The 24,431-nt window shown below is 71.6% G+C and carries 21 protein-coding genes; 18 read left to right on the top strand and 3 right to left on the bottom strand.

From position 1 onward, the window contains the following. From murD to B5D66_RS02710, 12 genes are all read left to right on the top strand, one after another. Positions 1 to 1,413: a UDP-N-acetylmuramoyl-L-alanine--D-glutamate ligase gene (murD, locus tag B5D66_RS02765; protein ID WP_078759945.1), complete on the top strand. Its 1,413-nt coding sequence runs from the start codon at positions 1 to 3 to the stop codon at positions 1,411 to 1,413. 180 nt (positions 1,414 to 1,593) lie between these two features. Next, positions 1,594 to 2,955 carry a putative lipid II flippase FtsW gene (gene ftsW / locus B5D66_RS02760; protein ID WP_078759944.1) on the top strand — a complete coding sequence of 454 codons (1,362 nt, stop codon included), beginning with the start codon at positions 1,594 to 1,596 and terminating at the stop codon, positions 2,953 to 2,955. Next, positions 2,952 to 4,106 carry an undecaprenyldiphospho-muramoylpentapeptide beta-N-acetylglucosaminyltransferase gene (murG, locus tag B5D66_RS02755; protein ID WP_078759943.1) on the top strand — a complete coding sequence of 385 codons (1,155 nt, stop codon included), beginning with the start codon at positions 2,952 to 2,954 and terminating at the stop codon, positions 4,104 to 4,106. Before ftsW ends, murG begins: the two co-directional genes overlap by 4 nt. Beyond that, the gene (murC, locus tag B5D66_RS02750) at positions 4,103 to 5,533 is read left to right on the top strand and encodes a UDP-N-acetylmuramate--L-alanine ligase (protein WP_078759942.1); all 1,431 of its coding nucleotides are present in this window, start codon (positions 4,103 to 4,105) and stop codon (positions 5,531 to 5,533) included. The genes murG and murC overlap by 4 nt, the downstream gene beginning before the upstream one ends. A 33-nt stretch (positions 5,534 to 5,566) precedes the next feature. After that, positions 5,567 to 6,313 carry a cell division protein FtsQ/DivIB gene (locus tag B5D66_RS02745; RefSeq protein WP_078759941.1) on the top strand — a complete coding sequence of 249 codons (747 nt, stop codon included), beginning with the start codon at positions 5,567 to 5,569 and terminating at the stop codon, positions 6,311 to 6,313. Between the two features lie 377 nt (positions 6,314 to 6,690). After that, positions 6,691 to 8,115 carry a cell division protein FtsZ gene (gene ftsZ, locus B5D66_RS02740; RefSeq protein WP_078759940.1) on the top strand — a complete coding sequence of 475 codons (1,425 nt, stop codon included), beginning with the start codon at positions 6,691 to 6,693 and terminating at the stop codon, positions 8,113 to 8,115. A 122-nt stretch (positions 8,116 to 8,237) separates the two neighbouring features. Next, a complete protein-coding gene (gene pgeF / locus B5D66_RS02735; RefSeq protein WP_078759939.1) occupies positions 8,238 to 8,966 on the top strand; it encodes a peptidoglycan editing factor PgeF in 729 nt (242 codons plus the stop codon). Between the two features lie 5 nt (positions 8,967 to 8,971). Beyond that, positions 8,972 to 9,691 (top strand): YggS family pyridoxal phosphate-dependent enzyme, encoded by a 720-nt coding sequence (locus B5D66_RS02730; protein WP_078760046.1) that lies wholly within the window; start codon positions 8,972 to 8,974, stop codon positions 9,689 to 9,691. A 124-nt stretch (positions 9,692 to 9,815) separates the two neighbouring features. Next, positions 9,816 to 10,343, top strand: a complete 528-nt coding sequence (locus tag B5D66_RS02725; protein ID WP_078759938.1) for a cell division protein SepF — start codon at positions 9,816 to 9,818, stop codon at positions 10,341 to 10,343. 39 nt (positions 10,344 to 10,382) lie between these two features. Beyond that, complete coding sequence (locus B5D66_RS02720) at positions 10,383 to 10,676, top strand: YggT family protein (RefSeq protein WP_078759937.1); 294 nt, start codon at positions 10,383 to 10,385, stop codon at positions 10,674 to 10,676. Positions 10,677 to 10,806: 130 nt separating this feature from the next. Next, on the top strand, positions 10,807 to 11,694 hold the full coding sequence (locus B5D66_RS02715; protein ID WP_078759936.1) for a DivIVA domain-containing protein: 888 nt from the start codon (positions 10,807 to 10,809) through the stop codon (positions 11,692 to 11,694). Positions 11,695 to 11,758: 64 nt separating this feature from the next. After that, complete coding sequence (locus B5D66_RS02710; protein WP_078759935.1) at positions 11,759 to 13,276, top strand: MSCRAMM family adhesin; 1,518 nt, start codon at positions 11,759 to 11,761, stop codon at positions 13,274 to 13,276. A 299-nt stretch (positions 13,277 to 13,575) separates the two neighbouring features. Here B5D66_RS02710 and ileS read toward each other — a convergent pair whose 3' ends face one another. After that, entirely contained in the window at positions 13,576 to 16,752 is a 3,177-nt protein-coding gene (gene ileS, locus B5D66_RS02705) for an isoleucine--tRNA ligase (RefSeq protein WP_078759934.1), read from the bottom strand. A 367-nt stretch (positions 16,753 to 17,119) separates the two neighbouring features. On the opposite strand from ileS, the gene B5D66_RS02700 reads away from it, so the two are divergent. From B5D66_RS02700 to B5D66_RS02690, 3 genes are all read left to right on the top strand, one after another. Beyond that, on the top strand, positions 17,120 to 17,386 hold the full coding sequence (locus B5D66_RS02700; RefSeq protein ID WP_078759933.1) for a TIR domain-containing protein: 267 nt from the start codon (positions 17,120 to 17,122) through the stop codon (positions 17,384 to 17,386). Between the two features lie 225 nt (positions 17,387 to 17,611). Further along, positions 17,612 to 18,265, top strand: a complete 654-nt coding sequence (lspA, locus tag B5D66_RS02695; protein ID WP_235000658.1) for a signal peptidase II — start codon at positions 17,612 to 17,614, stop codon at positions 18,263 to 18,265. Then, on the top strand, positions 18,258 to 19,184 hold the full coding sequence (locus B5D66_RS02690; RefSeq protein ID WP_078759931.1) for an RluA family pseudouridine synthase: 927 nt from the start codon (positions 18,258 to 18,260) through the stop codon (positions 19,182 to 19,184). Before lspA ends, B5D66_RS02690 begins: the two co-directional genes overlap by 8 nt. On the opposite strand, the gene B5D66_RS02685 is transcribed toward B5D66_RS02690, so the two are convergent. Further along, positions 19,166 to 20,146 carry a DMT family transporter gene (locus B5D66_RS02685; RefSeq protein ID WP_078759930.1) on the bottom strand — a complete coding sequence of 327 codons (981 nt, stop codon included), beginning with the start codon at positions 20,144 to 20,146 and terminating at the stop codon, positions 19,166 to 19,168. The two genes, B5D66_RS02690 and B5D66_RS02685, sit on opposite strands and share 19 nt — an antisense overlap. Positions 20,147 to 20,219: 73 nt before the next feature. Here B5D66_RS02685 and B5D66_RS02680 point away from each other — a divergent pair, with 73 nt between their 5' ends. After that, complete coding sequence (locus B5D66_RS02680; protein WP_078759929.1) at positions 20,220 to 21,125, top strand: LysR family transcriptional regulator; 906 nt, start codon at positions 20,220 to 20,222, stop codon at positions 21,123 to 21,125. Between the two features lie 19 nt (positions 21,126 to 21,144). Here B5D66_RS02680 and B5D66_RS02675 read toward each other — a convergent pair whose 3' ends face one another. Continuing rightward, positions 21,145 to 22,833, bottom strand: coding sequence for a thiamine pyrophosphate-binding protein (locus tag B5D66_RS02675; RefSeq protein WP_078760045.1), 1,689 nt, complete (start codon positions 22,831 to 22,833; stop codon positions 21,145 to 21,147). A 918-nt stretch (positions 22,834 to 23,751) separates the two neighbouring features. On the opposite strand from B5D66_RS02675, the gene B5D66_RS25880 reads away from it, so the two are divergent. Next, positions 23,752 to 23,904 carry a VOC family protein gene (locus B5D66_RS25880; protein ID WP_235000657.1) on the top strand — a complete coding sequence of 51 codons (153 nt, stop codon included), beginning with the start codon at positions 23,752 to 23,754 and terminating at the stop codon, positions 23,902 to 23,904. A gap of 254 nt (positions 23,905 to 24,158) precedes the next feature. After that, a complete protein-coding gene (locus B5D66_RS02665) occupies positions 24,159 to 24,392 on the top strand; it encodes a hypothetical protein (RefSeq protein ID WP_078759928.1) in 234 nt (77 codons plus the stop codon). Positions 24,393 to 24,431 lie beyond the last annotated feature (39 nt).

Here is a 24,431-nt window from a genome sequence, read left to right as displayed (position 1 = left end):
ATGAGCGACACCAGCGGATCCAAGACGGGCTTCGGCAACCGCGCGGTCTGCGTGGCCGGCCTGGGCGTCTCGGGCGGGCCGGTGGCGCGGGCGCTGCTGGCCCAGGGCGCGCGCGTCACCATCCTCGACGCGCGGACCGACGAGGCCACCCGGGCGCGGGCCGCGGAGCTGCGCGAGGCCGGTGCCGAGGTCGTCCTCGGCGGCGACAGCCTCCCCGAGGGGACCGAGCTGGTCGTCACCTCACCGGGATGGCGGCCCGACGCCCCGCTGCTCGCCGCCGCCGGCGCCGCGGGGGTCGAGGTCATCGGCGACGTGGAACTGGCCTGGCGGCTCAAACCGCGCGACCAGGTGTGGCTCGCCATCACGGGGACCAACGGCAAGACCACCACGGTGCGCATGCTGGAGGCGATGCTGCGGGCCGACGGGCGGCGCGCCCTGGCCGTCGGCAACGTCGGAACCCCCGTCATCGAGGCGGTGCAGGGCGAGGACGCCCCCGACGTCTTGGCGGTGGAGCTGTCCAGCTTCCAGCTGCACTGGTCCTCCTCACTGCGACCGCACGCCGCGGTCGTGCTCAACATCGCGCCCGACCACATCGACTGGCACGGAGGGCTGGAGTCCTACGCGCTGGCCAAGGGGCGGATCTACGCGCCGGGGACGATCCGCGTCGTCAACTCCGCGGACTCCTGGTCGCGGCGTCTGGCGGGGGAGTGCGGCGACCCCGCCGCGCCGTTGGTCGGTTTCACCCTGGAGACCCCGCGCGCCGGCGAGCTCGGTGTCGTCGAGGACCTGCTCGTGGACCGCGCCTTCGTCGCCGACCCGCGCACCAGTGCCGAGGAGCTGGCCACCCTCGCCGACGTCACCCCGGCCGCGCCGCACAACGTGGCCAACGCCCTGGCCGCCGCCGCGCTGGCCCGGTCGATCGGGGTCGACCCGAAGTCGGTGCGCGCCGGCCTGGCGGCCTTCACGCCCGAACCCCACCGCATCGCGCACGTGGCGACCATCGCCGGTGTCGACTACGTGAACGACTCCAAGGCCACGAACCCGCACGCGGCGGCCGCCTCGCTGGCCGCCTATGAATCGGTGGTGTGGGTGGCCGGTGGGCTGCTCAAGGGGGCCGAGGTCGACGAACTGGTCGCCTCGGCGGCGGGACGGCTCCGTGGTGTCGTCCTGCTCGGCGCCGACCGCGCCCGGTTGCGCGAGGCGTTGCAGCGTCATGCGCCGCAGGTGCCCGTGGTCGATGTCGCGCGCACCGACGAGGGGGCGATGACCGAGGTCGTCGCCGCGGCCACCGGGCTCGCCCAGGAGGGCGACACCGTGCTCCTGGCCCCCTCCGCGGCGTCCATGGACATGTTCACCGACTACAAGGCGCGTGGTGAGGCCTTCACCGAGGCCGTACGCGCCCTGGAGTCCTGACCTCCCCACGACGTGTGACGGGGGCGGCGCGCGGAGTTCCGGGAAGCCGATTCCGCGCGCCGCTACCCGCCCCGGTCGCAGAAAAAACCCCAACACACGGGGAATGTGCGAGGTCCCGACGGTCTTTGCCGCCAAACTTGGTCGATGCTGGGAGAAGCGCGGCGTGGGCGGAGGTGGCGTATGGCGGCTTCGACATCGACTTCCCGGCCCGCCGGGGTCAAGCGGCCCCCACGGGCCGGGACGGGGACGTCATCGGATGGACCGTGGGAGCTGGTGCGCCGGCTCGACCGGCCGCTGACCTCCTACTACCTCTTGTTCGGAAGCAGCGCCCTGCTGATCGCGCTGGGCCTGGTCATGGTGCTGTCGTCGTCCATGGTGGACTCCTACACCGAGACCGGCTCCGCCTACTCGCTCTTCCGCAAGCAGATGTTCGCCGCGGCGCTCGGCCTGCCGCTGCTGGTGCTCGCCTCCCACATGCCGGTCCGTCTCTTCCGGCTGGTCGGCTATCCGGCGATGCTCGCCTCCATCGCCCTGCTCGTCGTCACCGTGTTCCAGGGGCAGGAGTACTACGGCGCGACCCGGTGGCTGGAGATCGCCGGGGTCACCGTCCAGGCGTCGGAGCCGGCCAAACTCGCCTTCGCGCTGTGGGGCGCCAACGTCCTCGCGCGCAAGGAGGAGCTGCGCCAACTGGTGGAGTGGCGCCACCTGCTCCTGCCCCTGCTGCCCGGCTGCGGTGTGCTGGTGCTCCTCGTCCTGCTGGGCAGCGACCTGGGGACGACCTTCGTGCTGTTGGCGATCTTCCTGGCGCTGCTGTGGGTGGTCGGCGCGCCGGGCCGGCTGTTCATCGGCATGTTCGGCCTGGTCTCGCTGCTCGTGGCGATCATGATCGCGGTCGAGCCCTACCGCATGGCCCGGCTCACCTCCTTCCTCGACCCCGAGGCCGACCCCACCGACACCGGCTTCCAGCTGTTGCACGGCCTCTACGCGCTGGGGACCGGCGGCCTGTTCGGCGTCGGTATCGGCGGCAGCCGCGAGAAGTGGGGTTTCCTGCCCCACCCCGAGAGCGATTTCATCTTCGCGATCATCGGCGAGGAGCTGGGGCTGCTCGGAACCCTGCTGGTGGTCGGGCTGTTCGGTGTGCTCGGCTACGCGGGCCTGAGGGTGGCGGCGCGGGCCGACGACCCCTTCGTCCGGCTGGCCTCCGTCGCGATCACGGCCTGGATCGTCGTCCAGGCGCTGGTCAACATCGGGACGGTCATCGGCGTTCTGCCCATCACCGGCATCCCGCTGCCCCTGGTGTCGGCGGGCGGATCGGCGCTGATCCCCACCATGGCGGGGCTGGGCATGCTGCTCGCCATGGCCAAGTCCGAGCCGCAGGCCCGAGAAGTGCTCGCGGCGCGCGGTCCCGGCCGTGTGCAAAGGGCTCTAAGCTGGCTTGGCCTGGACGATGTCGACAAGGGTGGGAAAACCGCCACGGCTCGTCGGGCCCAGAACCGAACGCGTCCAACGCAGATTCAAGCGAGGAGGAATCGGCGACGATGAGGGTAGTCCTCGCCGGCGGTGGCACGGCCGGGCACATCGAGCCCGCACTGGCCCTGGCAGACGCGCTACGGCGCGTCGATCCCGACACCCGGATCCTCTGTCTGGGGACCGAGCGGGGACTCGAGACCCGTCTGGTCCCCATGCGAGGATACGAACTGGGGGAGATCCCCGCGGTCCCGCTACCGCGCAAGCTCACCCCCAAGCTGCTCTCGGTCCCCGGCAAGCTGGCCAACGCGATCAGCACCGCCTCGGGCCACCTGGAGCGGGTCCAAGCCGACGTCCTCGTCGGCTTCGGCGGTTACGTCGCCACCCCCGGCTACCTCGCGGCGCGTCGGCGCCGTATCCCGATCGTGGTGCACGAGGCCAACCCGCTGCCCGGGCTGGCCAACCGGCTCGGTGCGCGGTTGACCCCCCACGTCTTCACGGGGCACCCCAACACCGAGATCCGCAACGGCCGCTACGTGGGCATCCCGCTGCGCGAGCAGATCTCCAAGCTCGACCGGCTGGCCATGGGGGACAAGGCCCGGGCCCACTTCGGTCTGCGCCCCGACCTGCCGACCCTGCTGATCTTCGGGGGCTCCCAGGGAGCCCAGGCCATCAACCAGACCGCCTTCGACAGCGGCGAGGACTTCTGCCGCGCCGGCATCCAGGTGCTGCACGTCGTCGGCCCCAAGAACGCGAGCGAGCCCGAGGACCGCACCCGTGACGGTGTGCCCTACGTCGTCGTGCCCTACGTCGACCGCATGGACCTCGCCTACGCCGCCGCCGACGTGGCGATGTGCCGTTCCGGCGCGATGACCTGCGCCGAGCTCACCGCTGTGGGGCTCCCGGCGGTGTTCGTCCCGCTGCCCATCGGCAACGGCGAGCAGCGTCTCAACGCCGAACCCATCGTCCAGGCCGGCGGCGGTCTCCTGGTCGCCAACTCCGAGTTGAATCCCCAGTGGATCCGCGACAACCTGTTGCCGCTGCTCACCGACACCGACCGGGTCGTCGCGATGTCGGAGGTCGCGGCGAAGATGGGCCGGCGGGACGCCGACATGGAGCTGGCCCGCGAGGTCATGGCCATCGCCCGCGGGGACCGCCCCACGCCGGAGATGCCGATCGACGACTCCGACGACGATCTCGACGACGAAGGGAAGGACGGCCGATGAGCCTGGTCTCCCCTACCGAGCCCGTACCCGTGGCGCAACTGGGCCGTGTCCACTTCATCGGCATGGGAGGCGCCGGCATGTCCGGCATCGCCCGGGTGCTGATCCAGCGTGGCGTCGAGGTGTCCGGTAGCGACGCCAAGGACAGCGACGTGCTGCGCTCCCTGGAGGAGCTCGGCGCGCGCACGCACGTCGGTCACGCCGCGGCCAACGTCGGCGACGCCGACACGGTCGTGGTCTCCTCCGCGGTGCGCGAGGACAACCCCGAGCTGGTCGAGGCCCGATCGCGGGGGCTGCGCGTGCTTCCGCGCGCCGCGGCGCTGGGGGCGCTGCTGCTGGGCCGGCGTGGTGTCGCCGTCGCCGGGACGCACGGCAAGACCACCACCACCTCGATCCTGACCGTGGTGCTCCAGCACCTGGGGGTCGAGCCCGGGTACGTCATCGGCGGCCGGCTGGTGACCACCGGCCTGGGGGCCGACGCGGGCGCCGGCGACGTCATCGTGGTCGAGGCCGACGAGAGCGACGGCTCCTTCCTCATGCTCGCCCCGAAGGTCGCCATCGTCACCAACGTCGAGGCCGACCACCTCGACAACTACGGTGGGCTGGACGAGATCCACGCGAACTTCGCGGCGTTCGCCGAACGTGTCGCCGACACCCTCGTGGTCGGCGTCGACGATCCGGGGGCGCGCAAGGTCGCCGAGGTCGCCCGCGGCCTCGGCCGGCGCGTGCTCACCTACGGGGAGTCCGCCGACGCGCAGTACCGCGTGGGGAACGTCCGCGCCGACGGGTTCTCGACCCTCTTCACCCTCACCCCGCCCGGAGGCGACCCGCTGGACTGCGCGGTCGCGGTGCCCGGCCGGCACAACGTGCTCAACGCCGCCGCCGCCATCGCGGCGGCCGACGAGTTGGGCCACGACCCCGAGGTCGCGGTCCAGGGCCTGGCCGGTTTCACCGGTGCCGCCCGGCGCTTCGAGCTCAAGGGCGAGGCGGGTGGGGTCCGGGTCTACGACAGCTACGCCCACCACCCCACCGAGATCGCCGCGGACCTGCGCGCCGCCCGGGCGGCGCTGGACTCCGACACCGGGCGCCCCGAGGAGCCGGGACGGGTGGTGGCGCTGTTCCAGCCCCACCTCTACAGCCGTACGCGGATCTTCGCCACCGAGTTCGCCGACGCGCTCACGCTGGCCGACGAGGTCGCCGTGCTGCCCATCTACGCGGCCAGGGAGGATCCGGAGCCGGGGGTGACGGCGGAGCTGATCACCAAGGGCGTCGGGCACGAGCGGGTCCACTACTGCCCCGACCGCGCCGAGGCGGTGGCGCGGGTGGCCGCGCTCGCCCGGCCGGGCGACATCGTCTTGACGATGGGGGCCGGTGACGTCACCGAGCTCGGTCCGATCATCGTCGAGGCGCTGGAGCGGCTCGCGCGCTAGGCGGTTGCGCCGACGAGTGAGAGAGGTGCGGTGATGGGCTCCGGGCGCCAGAAGGAGCCGGCTTCCGGCCGGGGGGCGGGCGGTGCCGCCCGGCCCCGCCGCTCCGACCCGTGGCAGGTCGCGTTCGTGGCCCTGCTCGTGGTGGGACTCCTCGGTCTGGCCTCGTGGGTGGTGCTGGGCTCCCGGCTGCTGGTCGTCCGCGACGTCGAGGTCACGGGGGTGAGCAGACTGAGTCCCGAAGAGGTCGCGGCGGCCGTCGACGTGTCCACCGGAACGCCGTTGGCGAGGGTGGACGTGTCGGCCGCGCGCGAACGGGTGGAGAAGCTGCGCCTGGTCGAGTCGGCCACGGTCACCCGGGGCTGGCCGGCGTCGCTGCGCGTCGAGGTCACCGAGCGTCGGCCGGTCCTCAGCGTCGAGGTCGACGGAGGTTACCGGCTCATCGACCGAGAGGGCGTACGTGTCGCCGACTCCGAGAAGCTCCCACCCGACCAGCCGCTGATCACGGTCAAGGGGGAGATCGTCGGCAATCCCGCGGTCGCCGAGGCGGCCCGGATCGTCGGCGAGCTTCCCTCCTCGATCCTGGAGCGGCTGGAACACGTCGAGGCCGCCGACCGCGCCGAGATCACGCTGCACCTGTCCGACGGCGCGAGCGTGATGTGGGGCGACGGCGAGCGGACCGCCCAGAAGGCCCGCGTCCTGGAGGTCCTGCTGCGTGAGCACCCGCCGAGCGCGGAGCGTTCCTACGACGTCAGCGCGATCGACGTGGCGGTCGTCACGTAGCCGTCCCGGGGCCGAGCCGGGCATATCCGGGCGCGACGCGCCGAGCGCGCGCATCGCGTCCGCCCGCGACACGCCGATAGGCTGATCTCGTGGTTGGTTGCTCGTCGGCGGACGTCGGCCTACTGTCGGAAAGCACTACCTTTAGTTGACATAAGTATCGACTTCGTTCATCGGGGATGAATGCGATGGGGAGAGACCCCGGGTCCCGCCCTCCACGCGATCCCCGTGGCACCGCAGCCGGCTCGCCGGAGGCGGAACGCAACCGAACACTGTAGAACCGGACGCCGGAGGACCGAGCCCCAGCGGTGGGAAACGGGAGAGACCACCGAAAGGGGAACGGCAACGCCGGCACGAAGCGAGCGGAAAGGCCCCTCGTCGTGGCAGCACCGCAGAACTACCTCGCGGTCATCAAGGTCGTCGGCATCGGCGGCGGCGGTGTCAACGCCGTCAATCGGATGATCGAAGAGGGACTCAAGGGCGTCGAGTTCATCGCCATCAACACCGACGCTCAGGCGCTGCTCATGAGTGATGCCGACGTCAAGCTCGACGTCGGCCGTGAACTCACTCGCGGACTGGGCGCGGGGGCCAACCCCGACGTCGGCCGCAAGGCCGCCGAAGACCATCGGGAGGAGATCGAGGAGGTCCTCAAGGGGGCCGACATGGTCTTCGTGACCGCGGGCGAGGGCGGTGGTACGGGCACGGGGGGTGCGCCGGTCGTCGCCAACATCGCCCGTTCCCTCGGCGCCCTGACGATCGGTGTGGTCACCCGCCCCTTCGGCTTCGAGGGCAAGCGCCGCGCGACGCAGGCCGAGACCGGCATAGCGATGCTGCGCGAAGAGGTCGACACGCTCATCGTCATCCCCAACGACCGGCTGCTGTCGATCTCCGACCGTCAGGTCAGTGTCCTCGACGCCTTCAAGGCCGCCGACCAGGTGCTGCTCTCCGGTGTCCAGGGCATCACCGACCTCATCACCACGCCCGGCCTGATCAACCTCGACTTCGCCGACGTCAAGTCCGTCATGTCCGGAGCGGGGTCGGCCCTCATGGGCATCGGATCGGCGAGGGGGGACGACCGCGCGGTCGCGGCGGCCGAGATGGCGATCTCCTCGCCCCTGCTGGAGGCCAGCATCGACGGCGCCCACGGGGTGCTGCTGTCCATCCAGGGCGGCTCCGACCTGGGACTGTTCGAGATCAACGAGGCGGCCCAGCTCGTCGCGAACTCCGCGGCGCCCGAGGCCAACATCATCTTCGGCGCGGTCATCGACGACGCCCTCGGCGACGAGGTGCGTGTCACGGTGATAGCGGCGGGCTTCGACGAACCGCGTGCCGACGCCGCGCCCCCCCAGACGCTCAGCAGGCCCGGTCCCGTCTCGCCTCCGCCGGCACCGCAGCAGGTGAGCCCGCCTCCGGCGCCCACCCCCGCCCCGGCCGCGCCGGAACCGTCCGCGGCACAGCCGGCCGAGCCGGCACGCGAGCCGGAGCCGGCCCCCGAACCCGAGATCGTCCAGCCGCCGCGGGCCGGTCAGGCCCCCCTCCGCCCGGCCGAGCCCAGCCCCGAGCCGGAACGGCCCCAGGCCGAGGAGGTCTCCCGCCCCGAACCGGTCCGTGAGCCCGAGACGCCGGCCGAGGAGGAGACCTACCAGTCCCGCAACGTTCGCCCGCTCGGCGACAACAGCTACGGGACGCTGCGCCGTGGCACGGCGGACAGTCCCTTCTCCCGCTCCGGCGACATCCCCGCGCCGCGCCGCAGGGTCGTCTTCGAGGAGGGCGACGACCTGGACGTGCCCGACTTCCTCAAGTGACCGTGGCCGGGACGGCGCCACCCACGACCGTCCCGGCCCTCAACCGCACCGGCGGACCGCTCGCCCCGAGCGGCCGCCGGCTCGTGCTTCCCCACCCCCCACCAGGAGGACCTTCCCCCGCGATGAGTGCCGTGATCGAGCTGGGACCGGGCATCCGCGCCGGTTTCACGCAGCGTTACGACGGAGGCGTCAGCGCCCCTCCCTACGACACGCTCAACCTCGGCGCCGGAGTCGGTGACGATCCGGCCGCCGTCGAGGAGAACCGCAAGACGGCGGGTGTGGCCTTGGGGTTCGATCCCGAACGTGTGGTGTGGATGGAGCAGGTGCACGGCGCCGACGTGGCGGTCGCGACCGGGCCGGGAGTCGTCGGGCGTGTCGACGCGGTGGTGACGGTCGAACCGGATCTCGTCCTGGCGGCCCTGGCCGCCGACTGCCTGCCGATTCTGGCCGCCGATCCCGTCGCCGGAATTCTCGGAGCCGCCCATTCCGGACGTCAGGGAACGGCTAAAGGGGTCGCCGTGGAAATGGTGGCCGCGATGGAGCGCCTGGGGGCCACACGGTCGGACGTCGTCGTCGCGCTGGGGCCGTCGATCTGCGGGGAATGCTACGAGGTGCCCGCGGCGATGCGCGATGAGGTCGCCCGTAGTGTCGCCGAGGCCGCCTGCACCACCCGTGAGGGAACGCCGGGGATCGACATGCGCGCGGCGGTCGCGGCCCAGTTGGGACGGGCCGGGGTCGGCCGGGTTCTCGTGGATGAGCGCTGCACGCTGGAGTCCCCGGAACTGTTCTCGCACCGGAGGGGCGCGCCGACCGGCCGGCTGGCCGGATACGTGTGGCGGGAACAGGAGTGACCGACATGGATTCGCGTAGAGCGAAACAGATCGCCGCGAACCTCGTCGCCGTTCGCGAAAGGGTCGAGAGGGCCTGCGACGCCGCCGGCCGGGACCCCGCGGACGTGACGATCATCGCGGTCACCAAGACCCGACCGGCCTGTGACGTGCGCATCCTGGCGGAGCTCGGCGTCACCGACGTCGGGGAGAACCGGGACCAGGAGGCGGCTCCCAAGGCCGCCGAATGCGGTGATCTGGATCTCACCTGGCACTTCGTCGGGCAGCTCCAGACCAACAAGGCCCGTTCGGTGGCGCGTTACGCCGACGTGGTGCACTCCGTCGACCGCGAGCGGCTCGCCCGGGCACTGGGGGCGCGCGCCCGAAGCGAGGGGCGCCGACTGTCCTGCCTGGTCCAGGTCGACTTGGACCCGGGGGCGTCGGCGGGGGTGATCGGCCCCCGGGGCGGAGCCGATCCGCGTGATGTCATGGCCGTCGCCGAGGCGATCGATGCGGAGGAGGGGCTCGTGCTCGGGGGTGTCATGGCGGTCGCGCCGTTGGGTGCCGATCCGGACGCGGCGTTCGCGCGACTGTCCGAGGTGGCCTCTACGCTTCGGGATCGCTACCCTCATGCCACGGCCATCTCCGCGGGCATGAGCGGTGACCTGGAGGCCGCGATCGCGAGGGGCGCGACACACCTCAGGGTGGGTACGGCGTTGCTCGGCGATCGCGGGACGATCGTGGGGTAATGTCCCCACATGGAACTTGGCGCCCATCTGTCGAGTTCGCCCACCGGACGGACATGAGGGGCGCGGGCCCGCCAGCGACAAGTCATCTGCGGTGCATCACCACAGGGACGACGGAGGACAAGAGATGGCCGGCGCGATGCGCAAGATGGCGGTCTACCTCGGCCTCGTGGAGGACGACCGTTACGATCACCGCTATGCGGATGAATATGATGACTTCGATGACTTCGATGAAGGGGCCGACGACCGCCGCGACCGCGGTCTCGACGCCCGTGGCGGCGACTCCAGAGCCGAGCCCGTGACGGAGGCGGACAACTACGCCGTGTCCAACGGGGAGCGACGCAACGTCACCCATACCGCTCCTGCCACCGCCGATCTCGCGCGGATTACTACGCTGCATCCCCGCACGTATAACGAAGCGCGTACTATCGGAGAGCATTTCCGGGAAGGTATACCGGTGATCATGAACCTCACCGAGATGGTCGACAGTGACGCCAAGCGTCTCGTCGACTTCGCGGCGGGGCTGATCTTCGGTCTACATGGCAGTATCGAGCGCGTGACGAACAAGGTGTTCTTGTTGTCCCCGGCTAATGTTGAGGTGACCGCTGAAGACAAAGCACGCATCGCTGAGCGAGGGTTCTTCAATCAGAGTTAGATCTTTCCAGATGTCCAGTGACCAGGTCGGGGAACGAGTGTGAGTATCGTCCAGAACATACTCATCACCGTCCTGTACCTCTTCATGTTGGTACTCATCGGACGGCTCGTTTTCGAGATCGTGCAGTCGTTCGCGCGGTCCTGGCGACCCACGGGATTTGTACTGGTTCTGGCCGAGTCGACGTACACGATCACCGACCCGCCGTTGAAGCTCCTGAGGCGCTTCATCAAGCCGGTACGGCTGGGAAGCGTGGCGCTGGATCTGAGCTTCACCGTCCTCTTCCTGCTGGTCGTGATCCTCATCCAGCTCGTGGCTACGATCCCGATCGTGTAGCTGAGTCCAAGATGTCGGAAAGGTAAGCTCCGGTTCCGATATGTGGTCTTGGTCATGGTCTGGATTGCCGTAAGGTCACGATCAGGTAGCGTCCCTACGGACAGAGTCCAAGCGCGCCAAGGAGACGAACATGCCGCTAACACCCGCGGATGTGCGAAATAAGCAGTTCAGTACGACCCGGCTTCGGCCGGGGTACGACGAGGAAGAGGTCGACGCGTTCCTCGACGAGGTCGAGTCCGAGCTCGACCGTCTGATCCAGGAGAACGAGGAGCTGCGGGGTAAGCTCGCCGAGTGCCTGCGTGGCAAGGTTCCGCCGGCCGGGATGAACGACTTCCAGCCGCAGGAGCCCCAGCAGCTCGCTCCGGAACCGCCGCCCCAGCCCGAGCCGATCCGGCAGCCCGAGCCGATCCGGCAGCCCGAGCCGATGCCCGTCATGGGCAACATGGGCGGCATGGGCAACATGGGGCTGCCCGGTGGCGGCGAGGACAACATGGACACCGCGGCGCGGGTCCTGGCGCTCGCCCAGCAGACCGCCGACCAGGCGATCTCCGACGCCCGCCGCGAGGCCGACGAGACGCTCGGCAAGGCCCGCCACGAGGCCGACGACATCCTCGGCAAGGCCCGTCGCCAGGCCGAGCAGATCGTCAACGAGGCCCGCGCGCGTTCCGAGAACCTCGACCGTGACGCCCAGGAACGTCACCGTCAGGTCATGGGCTCCCTCGTGCAGCAGCGCGAGGAGCTGGAGCACAAGGTCAGCGAGCTCAAGGACTTCGAGCGCGAGTACCGCAGCCGGTTGAAGGACTACTTCGAGCGGCAGCTGCGCGAACTGGCCGAGGGGGCCACCGAGCACGCCGGACCGACGACCACGGGAAGCTTCCAGACGATGGCGCCCACCGGCGGCAGTCCGTCCTTGCAGCACAGTGGACCCGGCACCGCGCCGGGAGGCAACCCGTTCGCCCAGCCCGAGCCCGCCCAGCACGGTGGTTACCACCCGGACGCTCCGCACGACCGTCGCTGACGGGCGTGGAGGACGCGACACAACACAAATGAACCCTTGAGTTCGTGAAAAGGCCCTCCCTCCAGTGATCATCGTTTGCCTCGTCCTCGTCGTCGCGGCCCTGGTCGTGATCGGCGCGGCGCTGGTCCTCGCAGAGCAGACCCTGGTCTACATCGCTCTCGGGCTGGGAGTGCTGACGGCGCTCCTGCTCGCGGTCGAATTCGTCCGGGCGAGGAAGACGCTGTTCGGCTCTCGACAGGATCACCGGGCAGGAGGGACCCTTCCGGCAGAGGTGTCCCGGACGGGCGGTTTGGGGAAGGCGTCCGTCCGTGCCGCCTCTGTCGGTTCCACCACCGTTCCGCTTTCGTTGGGCGGTGACTCTGGGGCGAGTACGTCCACCGCACCCGCGTCGGCCATGGAGCTGGCGCGGGCGGTGTCGTTCCCGGGCCCCGATGGAAACGGGGAACACCAGCCCCCGACCTCCGGTGTCCTGGCGCACCGTTACCTTCCCCCCACCGATGACGCATGGTCCGGTGACAGCCGCCTGCACAAGGCCATCCTCACCACGGGAAGGAAAGGGCGGCAACGCGGGGACGGCGAGCACGCTGTCCTGGTCGGCGGAGACGACCACGCCGTGTCCCACGACCCGGGGGACCCCCGGACATCCGCCGCCGAGGAGAGCGTGGAGCCGGGAAAGGGCTCCGGCGAGGGGGAGCGCCCCTCCACAACGCGTCCCCTGCGCCACTTCACCTATGTCGTCCCCGGCGAGTCCGCCCCGGCACAGGTCCGCGAGGACGAGGACGACCGCCGGGACGGGGAACGGTCCGCGGACGCCCCACGAGAAGAGAACGATGACGTCGCCGCGTCCCCCGGGGACGAAGAGGCGGGCCTCGCGGAGCACCCGGACCGGGACACCGCGCGCCAAGACGACACCGAGGAGGGGCCGGACGGCCACGGGGATGAGGGGGACGTGACCGTCCTCGCCTCCGACCGGTCCGATGCGGCCTCCGCCGAACCCGAGCCGGCCTCGTCCGGCGAGGAGCCCGAACCCGCGGACGACACCGCCGAGCCCGTTGTGGCCCCCGAACCCGCGGCGACCGACGAGTCCGACACCGAGAGTCTGGCCCCCCTCCGCCACCCCGTTGGGGAAGCAGCGTCGGAGCACGCCGAGACGGTCGAACCGGAGCTGATCGCGGACGAGGCCTGGGCCGACGACCCCTCGGATGACACCCCCGAAGCACCCCGCGCGGCCGAGGAGCCCGAGGACTCCTCCCTTCGCGAGCGAGACGGGGAGGCCGGCTCCGAGCAAGGCGAGGAGGGAGGGGAATCGTCCCCCTCCGGACAGCTGGAGCGAGAGGATGAGGATCTCGCCTCCGATGACGCCGACAGCAGCGCGCACGACGGGGATAGGGAAGTCCTGCCCGCGCCGGAGGAGGATGCCGGACGGGAGACGGCTGTCTCCGCCCGGTCGGAGCGGGACGGCGCGGACTCCCGGGCCGATGTCGACAGCGCGGAACGCGACGGGGACGACGCCCCGGGGGAGCCCGACGAGGACCCGGATCGCACGGTGCCCCTCCGCCCCACCACGGCCTCGGCGGAGTAACACCGGAGGCGTCCGTAGCCACCGGACGCCGTCTTCGGCCCGCGCTCAGCTGTTCCACGAGGCCCACCAGGGTGTTGCCGTCGCAGCCCGCGCCCTCCTGAGGAGGGCACGGCGGCCGCGCGGGCGGCGGGACCGTCCGCAGAGGACCGGGGTCTTCGGCCCATCTCCGGGGAGGGGCGACGACGTGTCGCCTCGCCCCTCTCACACGAGGAGGACGGCCCACCCGGGCGCGGCCCTCCGTGAGACGAGAAGGGCGGACCGGGAAGCTCCGGCCCGCCCCGTCACGCGGTCACCCGTGACTACGCCTTGCGCAGCCACAGCGTGACGCCGTAGTCCTGCGAGGACACGGAGTAGACCTCCTCCTCGGGAGCGCCCTCGGTCATCGAGGCGGCCAGCACCTCGCCACCGATCGTCGCCGCGTGCTCGGCGACGGCCCGCGCCGTCGTGGGATCCGTCGCGCTCCACCACAGGTGGATGCGGTCGGAGATGTCCAGGCCGCTGGCCTTGCGGGCGTCCTGGACGAGCCGCACCACCTCGCGGGCCAGACCGGCGAGCTGGAGTTCGGGGGTGACCTCCAAGTCGAGCGCGACGGTCTCGCCCGCCTCCGAGGCGACCGCCCACCCCTCGCGGGGCTGCTCGGTCACCAGCACCTCTTCGGCGCTGACCTCGACGGGTTCGCCCTCGACCTCGATGTGCGCCCAGCCGGTCGACCGGATCTGCTCGACGAGCGTCTTGGGGTCGGCGGCGCCGATCCCCTGGGCGATCAGCGGCGTGCGCTTGGCGAAGCGCTTGCCCAGGGCCCGGAAGTTCGGCTTGACCGTGTAGTCCACGAGGTCACCACCGACCACCGACAGTGAGTCCAGCGCGACGACGTTGAGCTCCTCGCGGATCTGTCCCCGCAACTGCTCGGGCAGCGAACCGAAGAGCGTCGCGCCCACCAGCGCGCGCGCCAGCGGCTGGCGGGTACGCACGCCGGAGTCGGCGCGGGCCGCCCGGCCCAGCTCCACCAGACGGCGGGTGAGCGCCATCTGCCGGGACAGCTCCTCGTCGATCAGCTCCTCGCGGACCTGGGGCCAGGAGGCCAGGTGCACCGACTCCGCGGCGTCGGGACGGCGCAACGCGGCCCACACGTGCTCGGTCAGGAAGGGCACCAGCGGGGCCATGAGCAGCGTCACGGTCTCCAGGCACTCGAACAGCGTCGCGAACGCCGAGGCGCCCTCGGGCGTGTTCGCCCCGGCCCAGAACCGGCGGCGGGAACGCCGCACGTACCAGTTGGACAGGTCGTCGACGAAGGCGGTGAGCAGCCGTCCCGCGGTGGCGGTGTCGAAGCGCTCCAGCGCCTCGTCCACGCCCTTGACGACCCGGTTCAACTCCGACAGGACCCAACGGTCCAGCAGCGGCCGGTCGGCCGGGGCGGGCGCGTCCGCCAACCGCGAGTGGTCCCAGGCCTGGCCCGCGTTGGCGTAGAGGGTGAAGAACGAGGCGGTGTTGTAGTAGGTCAGCAGGACCTTGCGGACGATCTCCTCCAGCGCCGCGTGGCCCACCCTGCGCGGCGTCCACGGCGAGCCGCTGGCCGCCATGAACCAGCGCAGCGCGTCGGCTCCATGCCGTTCCATCACCGCCATGGGCTCCAGGATGTTGCCCAGGTGCTTGCTCATCTTGCGGCCGTCCTCGGCGAGGATGTGGCCCAGGCAGACCACGTTCTCGTAGGAGGACTGGCCGAAGACCAGCGTGCTCACGGTCATCATCGAGTAGAACCAGCCACGGGTCTGGTCGATGGCCTCACAGATGTACTGGCCCGGGAAGTTGTCCCGGAAGACGTCCTCGTTGCGGTGCGGCGCGCCCCACTGGGCGAAGGGCATGGAGCCGGAGTCGTACCAGACGTCGATGACCTCGGGGACGCGGTGGGCCTCCCCGCCGCACTGGGGGCAGGCGAAGGTGACGTCGTCGACATAGGGCCGGTGCGGGTCGAGGGCGCTGAGGTCGCGCCCGGCCAGCTCACCGAGCTCGGCCAGCGAGCCGACGACGTTCACGTGGTCCTCGGGGCAGATCCATACGGGAAGCGGCGTGCCCCAGTAGCGGCTGCGCGACAGCGCCCAGTCGACGTTGTTGCGCAGCCACTCGCCGTAACGCCCCTCCTTGACGTTGGCCGGCACCCAGTTGGTCTCGGCGTTCTGGGCGAGCAGCTCGTCCTTGATCGCGGTCGTCTTGATGTACCAGGACGGCAGCGCGTAGTAGAGCAGCGCGGTGTGGCAGCGCCAGCAGTGCGGGTAGCTGTGCTCGTAGGCGACGTGGCGGAACAGCAGGCCGCGTTCCTTGAGGTCGGCGGTGAGCGCGGTGTCGGCCTCCTTGAAGAACACGCCGCCGACCAGGTCCAGGTCCGCCTCGAAGGTGCCGTCGCCGCGGACGGGGTTGACGATGGGCAGACCGTAGGCACGGCTCACGGCCATGTCGTCGGCGCCGAAGGCCGGGGCCTGGTGGACCAGGCCGGTACCGTCCTCGACGGTGACGTAGTCGGCGAGCACCACATAGTGGGCGGGCTGGTCGAACGCCACCAGTTCGAAGGGCCGCTGGTAGGTCCAGCGTTCCATCTCCGCGCCCTCGAACCGTTCCCCGGTCAGCTTCCAGCCCTCGCCCAGCACCGAGCCGACCAGCGGTTCGGCGAGGAGGAGCCGTTCGGTGCCGTCGGTGGCGACGACGTAGTTCACGTCGGGGTGCACGGCGACCGCGGTGTTGGACACCAGGGTCCAGGGGGTCGTCGTCCACACCAGCAACGCGGTGGGGTGGTCGGGATCGGCCAACGGGCCGGAGGTCAGCGGGAAGCGCACGTACACCGAGGGATCGGTGACGGTCTCATAGCCCTGCGCCACCTCGTGGTCCGACAACGACGTTCCACAGCGCGGGCAGTAGGGGCTGATCCGGTAGTCGCGGACGAGCAGCCCCTTGTCCCAGATGACCTTCAGCGACCACCAGACCGACTCGACGTACTCGGGGTCCATGGTGCGATAGGCCTCGTCCATGTTGACCCAGTAGCCCATGCGCTCGGTCATCTGGGTGAAAGCGTCGACGTTGCGCAACACCGACGCGCGGCAGCGGGCGTTGAACTCCGCGACACCGAACTCCTCGATGTCCTTCTTGCCGGAGAGGCCGAGCTCCTTCTCCACCGCCACCTCGACGGGAAGGCCGTGGCAGTCCCAGCCGGCTTTGCGCTCGACGTGGAAGCCCTTCATCGTCTTGAAGCGCGGGAAGACGTCCTTGAACACCCGCGCCTCGACGTGGTGCACGCCGGGCTGGCCGTTGGCGGTGGGCGGCCCCTCGAAGAACACCCAGTTGGGACCGCCGCGGGTCTGCTCCAGGGAGCGTTCGAAGACCTTCCGCTCCGACCAACGGCGCAGCACCTCGTGCTCGACGGCCGGAAGGTCGATCTGGGCGGGAAGGGAGGGGAAGGGGCGGGAGGGGAGTCGTTCCTGCGTCATCCGGCGTACCTTTCCATCAGGGCTCGTCCTGACGGAGGGACGAGGCGCACGGCCCCGCGGTACCACCCTCCTTGGGAACACCGTTGCCGGGCGTCCCCCACTTCGTTGCTGCCGCTGCCGGTTCTACTGGGCGTCCCATCGGGGAGGCCGTTCTTCCGGCGGCTCCGGGGTGATGTTCACGACGGTCGTCACCCCCCGGGCTTCCACCATCCCCGGGTCGCTGTGGGCCGTCTCCGGCGCTACTCGTCCCCATCCACGCCTCGCTGGCACCGAGGATAACGCAACCACGACGGTGCCGGACCGGTTTCCCGGCCCGATGGGGCGGGGGCATACTTGGCGTCCGACACGACCACGATCAGGAGGGCCGATGACGGGGGAACCGGTGCGGGCCGGGACGGTCCTGGTGACGCTGCCGGACCGGGACGACGCCGAGGAACTGGCCGAACAGCTCCTCGCGCAGGGGTACGAGCCATGCCTGGTCCACCGCGACATGCTCGCCGGCGAGGACGACGCCGAGGACGTCGACTGGGTCATCGAGGTCCGGACCGGACCGCACGGAGGGCCGGCGACACTCGACGAACCCCATCTCGCCGCCCTCGCCGAGGACTACGACGGCTTCACCGCCGCGGAGTGACCCCGCCGGCCGGCGCACGGGGCGGTCACCGGCGCCGACGTCGTGTGGCGCTGGCCTACAATGGCAGGCGGACCGCCCGTCCCAGTGGGCGGCCGACGAAACGGATGGACGCGGGGCCCAGGTCGCCCGTGTGCCGCCCGGTCCGACCGGCGGCATCACAGGCGTCGGTCCCAGCGCCACGTGAGTCGTGGCGCGCGAACAGCGCGAGGAGCGTCGCTGAGTGACGTGAACCCCGATCGGGGCGAAGACAAGACCGTGCACGGATCCGCCCCGGCCCGACCGCGGCGAGTCCTCCTCCTACTGCTCGTGGCGCTGGCCGCGCTGGCCGCGGATTTCCTGACCAAGGAGATCGCGCTGGCCCGCTTCTCGCCGCAGGACCCCGTGGTGCTGCTCGGGGGGCTGCTCAAACTCACCCTCATCTTCAACCCCGGCGCCGCGTTCTCCATCGGCACCGGCTACACCTGGTTCTTCAGCCTGGTGATGATCGGGGTGATCGTCTACATCCTGAGCACCGCCCGCAAGCTGCGCAGCGTCGGTTGGGGGATGTCGCTCGGACTGATCCTCGGTGGGGCATCGGGCAACCTGGTCGACCGCCTGTTCCGGCCGCCCTCCCCGCTCCACGGCCACGTCGTCGACTGGATCCAGGTTCCCAACTGGCCGGTTTTCAACATCGCCGACTCCTGCATCGTCGTCGGCGGCATCCTGGCCGTGCTGCTGGCGTTCCGGGGGATCAACCTCGACGGCACCCGCGAATCCGACGGCGAGGAGGACCAGGCGGAGGCGACGCGACCGCCGGCGCAGGGGGAGGCCGGAGGGCGAGGGGCGGAGGACACCGCCGAGGGGAGCACATCCGTGCGGAAGGAGGACGGCCGTGAGTGATCGGCGCAGCATGCCCGTGCCGGACGGTCTGGAAGGCGACCGGCTCGACGCCGCCATCGCGCGCATGTTCGGGCTGTCCCGTACCAGGGCCGCCGAACTCGTCGCCGCCGGCGACGTCCTGGTGGACGGCGCCGCGGGGGCCAAATCCGACCGGGTCCAGGCGGGTTCCTGGCTCGATGTGACACTGCCGCCGCCGCCCAGCGCCCCCGTTCCGCGCCCCGACCCGGTGCCCGGGATGACCATCGTCTACGAGGACGCCGACATCGTCGTCGTCGACAAGCCGGTCGGTGTGGTCGCCCACCCGACCGTCGGCTGGACCGGCCCCTCGGTACTGGAGGGACTGCTCGCCTCCGGCGTGCAGCTCGCCACCAGCGGGGCGGCCGAGCGGCAGGGGATCGTGCACCGCCTGGACGCCAACACGACCGGCCTGATGGTGGTCGCCAAGAGCGAGGTCGCCTACAGCGTCCTCAAGCGGGCCTTCAAGGAGCGCACGGTCGACAAGCGCTACCACACCCTGGTCCAGGGCCACCCCGACCCGCTGCGCGGCACGGTCGACGCCCCCATCGACCGGCACCCCTCCGGAGACGGCAGGTTCGCCGTCGTCGCCGGGGGCCGTCCCTCGATCACCCACTACGACACGCTGGAGGCGTTCCGCGCCGCCAGCCTGCTGGAGATCAAGCTCGAGACCGGCCGCACCCACCAGATCCGCGTCCACATGGCGGCCCTGCGCCATCCCTGCGTCGGTGACCACCTCTACGGTGCCGACCCCACGCTGGCCGACCGGCTGGGGGTCCACCGCCAGTGGCTGCACGCCGTCCGGCTCGGTTTCGAGCACCCCACCGAGGGACGCCCGGTGGAGTTCGAGAGCCCCTATCCCGAGGATCTGCGCAAGGCCGTCGATCAGCTCCGGGAGGACTGAAGCGGCGGCGCGTCGGTCTGCGCCGAGGAGGGGCCCGGCGATGCCGGGGACGGCCGTGACGGGGCCTGGCACAGCAGCGCTCCGGCGATGATGACCACGGCCCCCACCACCTGGTTCCACGACGGCGACTCGCCGAGCAGCAGCACACCGGCGGCCATCGCCACGACCGGGAGCAGGTAGGTCACGGTCGAGGCGACCGTCGCCCCCGCCGCGCTCACCACCCCGTACTGCAGCACGTAGGCCAGGCCGGTGCCGAGCGCGCCCAGGGCGAGCATGGCCAAGACGACGCGCGGGGAGACCGCCCCGGGCAGGCCCCCGGCGAAGGGGACGATGAGGAGGAGCTGCGCGCTGCCGGCCAGAAGCTGAGCGGCCGACAACTCCAGTGGGCCGTACTCGCCGCCGGTGAGGAAGCGCCGCATGTAGGGCAGTCCGATGCCGTAGCACAGCGCCGCCGCGAACGCCGCGGCCAGGCCCGCGGGAGCCGGCCCGGTATCGCCCTGCCACACCCCCGACACCACGATCACCCCCGCGAAACCGGTGGCCAGCCCGGCCAGACGGCGGCGTGTCGGCCGTTCCTGCGGCAAGACGAGCAGGGACACCAGCAGGGTGAACAGGGGCGTCGCGGAGTTGGCGACGCCCGCCACGGACGAGGGGATCTGCCCGCCGGCGTAGCCGAACAGCGTGAAGGGCAGCGTGTTGAGGAAGAACGCCGCGACACTCAGGTGCGCCCACACCCGGAGGTCACGCGGCAGGCGGCCTCCGAGCAGCCACAGGACGGGGACCAGTGCCAGCGCTCCGGTGACGACGCGGGCCAAGGCGATCTGCACCGGTCCCAGCTCCGTGGCGCCGATCTTGATGAACATGAAGCTCAGGCCCCAGATGAGGACGAGGAGCAGGAAGCGGGGACGCCAGTCGTGGCGGAGGCGGCCGAAGGGACGAGGCGACGGGGCCGTGAGGTTCATGTCTTGTTTGTAGCGTTCTGACGGGTCTTAGGACTACTTCAATGTTCTTAAGCGGTGGGTTAGCATTCCTTACATGCTGAACGTGGAGCGGATGCGTGTCCTCCACGCGATCGCGGTGAACGGTTCGCTCAACCGGGCCGCCGAGGAGTTGCACGTCACCAGCTCGGCCGTCTCCCAGCAGCTGGCCAAATTGGAGCGTGAGGTCGGCCAGCCCCTGGTGGAGCGCAACGGCCGGGGCATCCGTCTCACGGAGGCCGCCGAAATCCTCGTCGAACACGCCTCACAGATCCTCTCCCTGGTCCGGCGCGCCGAGGCCGACCTGGAGGCGCACCGCGACGAGGTGGGCGGCCACCTCGTGCTGTCGGCGATCGCCACGGCCGCGCGCGGACTGGCCCCCACCGCCCTGGTCCTCCTGCGCGAACTCCACCCGGGGCTGCGAGTAGAGCTACGCGAGCAGGAGCCCGACGAGAGCGTGCCCGCCGTGGCGCGTGGCGAGTCCGACATGGCGATCGTCGTGGACTGGACCGGCGCTCCCATCCCCCTTCCCGGCGCAATGGCCAAGGCGCCGCTGATGGAGGACGTCGCCGACATCGCGTTACCCGCGGGACACCCCCTCGCCCACCGGGACCTCGTCGACTTCGACGAGGTCGCCGGCGAACGCTGGATCAGCTGGACCCGCGGCTCGATCTGCGACGACTGGCTGCACGGAATGCTGCGCGCCCGCGGGGTCGAACCCGACATCGCCCACAGCGTCGAGGAGCACCAGACCAAGCTCGCCATGATCGCCGCGGGACTGGGGGCGGCCGTCATGCCGCGGCTGGGCCGGGGACCGGTCCCCGAGGGGGTGCGCCTGGTCCCGGTCCAGCCGGCGCTCGTCCGTCAGGTCTACGTCTTCTGGAGGGCCGACGCGGGGCGCCGCCCGGCGATCAGGGCGACGGTGCGGGCGCTGCGCGAGGCGGTCGGCGCCGCGGAGGAGTGACCCGGCCGGCCGCTCGGGCTCACCCCCGGTGCCGTGCCAGCAGCCCGGTCAACGTCGCCGAAGGGCTGATCGCGTCGGGGTCGGTGCGCACGTCGACCAGCGTCGGCCCTTCGGCCTCCGCCGCCGAGACGAGCGCCTTCTCCAGTTCGGCCACGGTGGTCGCCGTCACGCCGCGGGCGCTGAGGCCGCGCGCGTAGGAGGCCAGGTCCAGGGGACCGCTGATGTCCACCGCGGCCATCCGGCCCAGGTCCCGGGCCTGATGCATGGCGATGGTCCCGTACAACCCGTTCTGGAACACCACGACCGTCAACGCCAATCCCAGCCGCGCGGCCGTCTCCAGCTCCTGGCCGGTCATCAGCACACCGCCGTCGCCGGCCACCGCGACGACGTGGCGTCGCGGCTCCACCAGTTTCGCGGCGACCGCGGCCGGCACGGCATAGCCCATCGCCCCGCTGGTCGAGGCGAGCTGGGTGCGGGGGTGGCGGTAGATCCAGCCGCGGTGGAGGAAGGCGGCGAAGTTGCCGGCGTCGTTGGTGACGATGGCGTCATCGGGGAGGACCCGGCGCATCGCCGCCACGACCTGCCAGGGGTGCAGCAGTCCCGGCGCGCCGCTGTCGGGGACCGGGGAGGAGAGGGTGGACCGCTCCCAGTCGTGGTGACGCTCCGACCAGGCGCGTTCGGTGACCTCGACCTCGACGTCGGCGAGCGCGCCCAAGGCCCGTGCGACGTCGGCGACGACCCCGAAGCGCACCGGCATCGACGAGCCGACCTGGGCGGGGTCGATGTCGATCTGGGCGACGCGAGACGTCCCGTCCGCTCCGATGGCGGGCAGCCGGTAGCCCTGGGTGGTGACATCCCCCAGCCGCGAACCGGCGACGAGGACCGCGTCGGCCTCCTCGAGCGCCCGAAGGGTCGCCGCAGGACAGCCCAGGCCCAGGTGGCCCAGGTACAGCGGGTGATCGTTGGGGAACACGTCCTGGCGCCGCCAGGACGTGTAGACACCGGCCCCGAACCGTTCGGCGGTCCTCACCAGCGCATCGCGCGCGTCACGGGCCCCACCCCCGGCGATGATCACCGGCCGCCGCGCCGAGGCCAGCCAGGAGGCGATCCGGTCGCGTTCGCGCGCGTCGATCGACGGGAGCGGCGCCGCCGGGGGCGGTGGCGGCACCATCAAGGGCGTCACCCGCTGCCCGAACAGGTCGCCGGGAACGGCGATCGCCACCGGGCCCGGGCGCCCCGTGGTCGCCACCCGGACGGCCTGGGCCGTCACCTCGGCCAGCCGGTCGGCGCGGGTCACCGTCGTCGCCCACTTCGTGATGGGGGAGTAGAACGCGGTGAGATCGACCTCCTGGAACGCCTCACGGCCCAGGTGGGCGGTTTCGACCTGGCCGAGGAACACGACCATCGGCAGGGAGTCCTGCGCCGCGGCGTGCACCCCCACCGCGAGGTTCGCCGCACCGGGGCCGCGCGTCGCCGCCGCCACCGCGGGCCGGCCCGTCAGCCTGGCCTCGGCACCGGCCATGAAGCCGGCGCCGTTCTCGTGCCGGGTCGACACCAAGGTCATGTCCGGATGCCGCTCCAGCGCGTCGGTCAGCTCCAGGAAGCTTTCGCCGGGAACCGTGTAACAGCGCCGGACGCCGGCCGCGGCCAGGACCTCCACCGTCTGCTCGGCTGCGGTGGTGGCGGGGACGGCCTCGGGAGGGGGCAGAGGGGTGTGGGACACAGCGGGAGCCTTCCGTCATCGCAAGGAACACGGGCGTCGTCGGCTCCACGCTGTCACGTCCGGGGCCACGGGTGAAGGCGCACACGCGGCCACAGCAGGTCCGGCGCCGCTACGGGCCGGACATCGGTCACCGGCCCGGCGCGCGCCCCGCGGCCGCCACGGCGGCCTCCGGGAGCACCGACGGGGACGGGACGCGCAGGGCCGGCGCCACAGCCGCCGCGCTCACGACCGGCCGGCCGGGCAGCGTCGACCACGATGAGCGCGCCCGCCAACGCCACCGGCAACGTCAGGGCGAAGCCGCGTGCCAGGGGTGCCGGAGCAGGCGGCACGACCGGCGGGCTTCAGCGGGCAGCACCCCGGCCGCGCCGAGCATGGCGGTCCACGGACTCACGGGACTCCTTTGCCGCGCGGGGGCGGCACGTGGATCCGCCCCTACCCGGCTCCGCAGAAGAGCCCTGCGGGCGGGGCGAACGCCCGGCCGGGCGTGCCACGACCGACGCGCGGCGCCGGACCGGTGGCCGTGGGGGAGGCCCGCCGCCTCGCCACGGGACCGGCCGGCCGCGCTCCCCCGCCGAAGGTCACTAGCGGACCCTACGGTGGTTCCTCACAGTGGACGACCACGAGCGGAGTCTCCCATGTCCTCGCCCACAGGCGTTTTCGTCATCGGACTGCCCATCGCCGATCGACGACGCACGATGGCCTTCTACCGTGACGCCTTCGGTTTCGAGCCGATCGGCGCGCCGGCCGAGGACGGCGTACCCGAGCCGTTGCAGTACCCGATCGGCGAACAGACACGCCTGATGTTCGTTCCCACGGGCGGGTTCGGCTGGGCCCTCGGTGACCGGGGGATCGCGCCGTCGGGAACCAGCGAGTGCCTTCTGAACACGACGGTCGTCACTGAACGTGACGTCACCGACCTGGCCGCCCGGGCCGGCCGGGCCGGGCGGCGAGGTGATCAGCGAACCCGGGCACCGACCGTGGGGATACGCGGTGACCCTCGCCGACCCCGACGGGCACGTCTGGCAGATCACCGCCGCGTCGCCCGCGGCCTCCTGACCGGGCGCCGTCCCACCGGACGGCTACGCTGCGGCGGCCGCGCGCGTCACCGGGCCGGACCGCCCGGAACCGGGACGTCGTCCGCGCGCCCCGTTCCCCGGCCGTGGACCGGTGAGCCATGCCGGCAGGCCGGCCGCGCCCGTCCATCGCCCAGGCGGGCAGCCCGCAGCGCAGGGAGTGGCGGCGGGCGAAGGCGCCGGTCGCGCCGGTGCCGTGCCTGCGGCCCCGTCCCCTGCGACCACGGTGCGCGGGAGTTGTCCAGCCGCCGGGCGGCCGAGGCCCATGACGTCCTCGCCACGGCGGCCCGCGCGGTGGGGCGTTGCCGCGGGACGCCCGCCGACACCATCAGGATCGGCGTGCTCGGACCACCCGCCCTCGACGGGGCCGGGCCGGCCAGGGTGGGGACTCAGGCGCTTCATGAGTGGATCGGCCTGGAGAGCACGCCCGAGCGTGCCGCGCTGCTCGCGGCGATCCCGGCGGAGGTCTGACAGCGCCGTCCGGTCGCTCGACACGAGAGAAACCGTCGA

It is taken from the genome of Marinactinospora thermotolerans DSM 45154 (assembly GCF_900167435.1).
Classification (GTDB): domain Bacteria; phylum Actinomycetota; class Actinomycetes; order Streptosporangiales; family Streptosporangiaceae; genus Marinactinospora; species Marinactinospora thermotolerans.
Note: the sequence above shows the minus strand (reverse complement) of the source record. Positions and strands in the feature narration are given on the sequence as shown.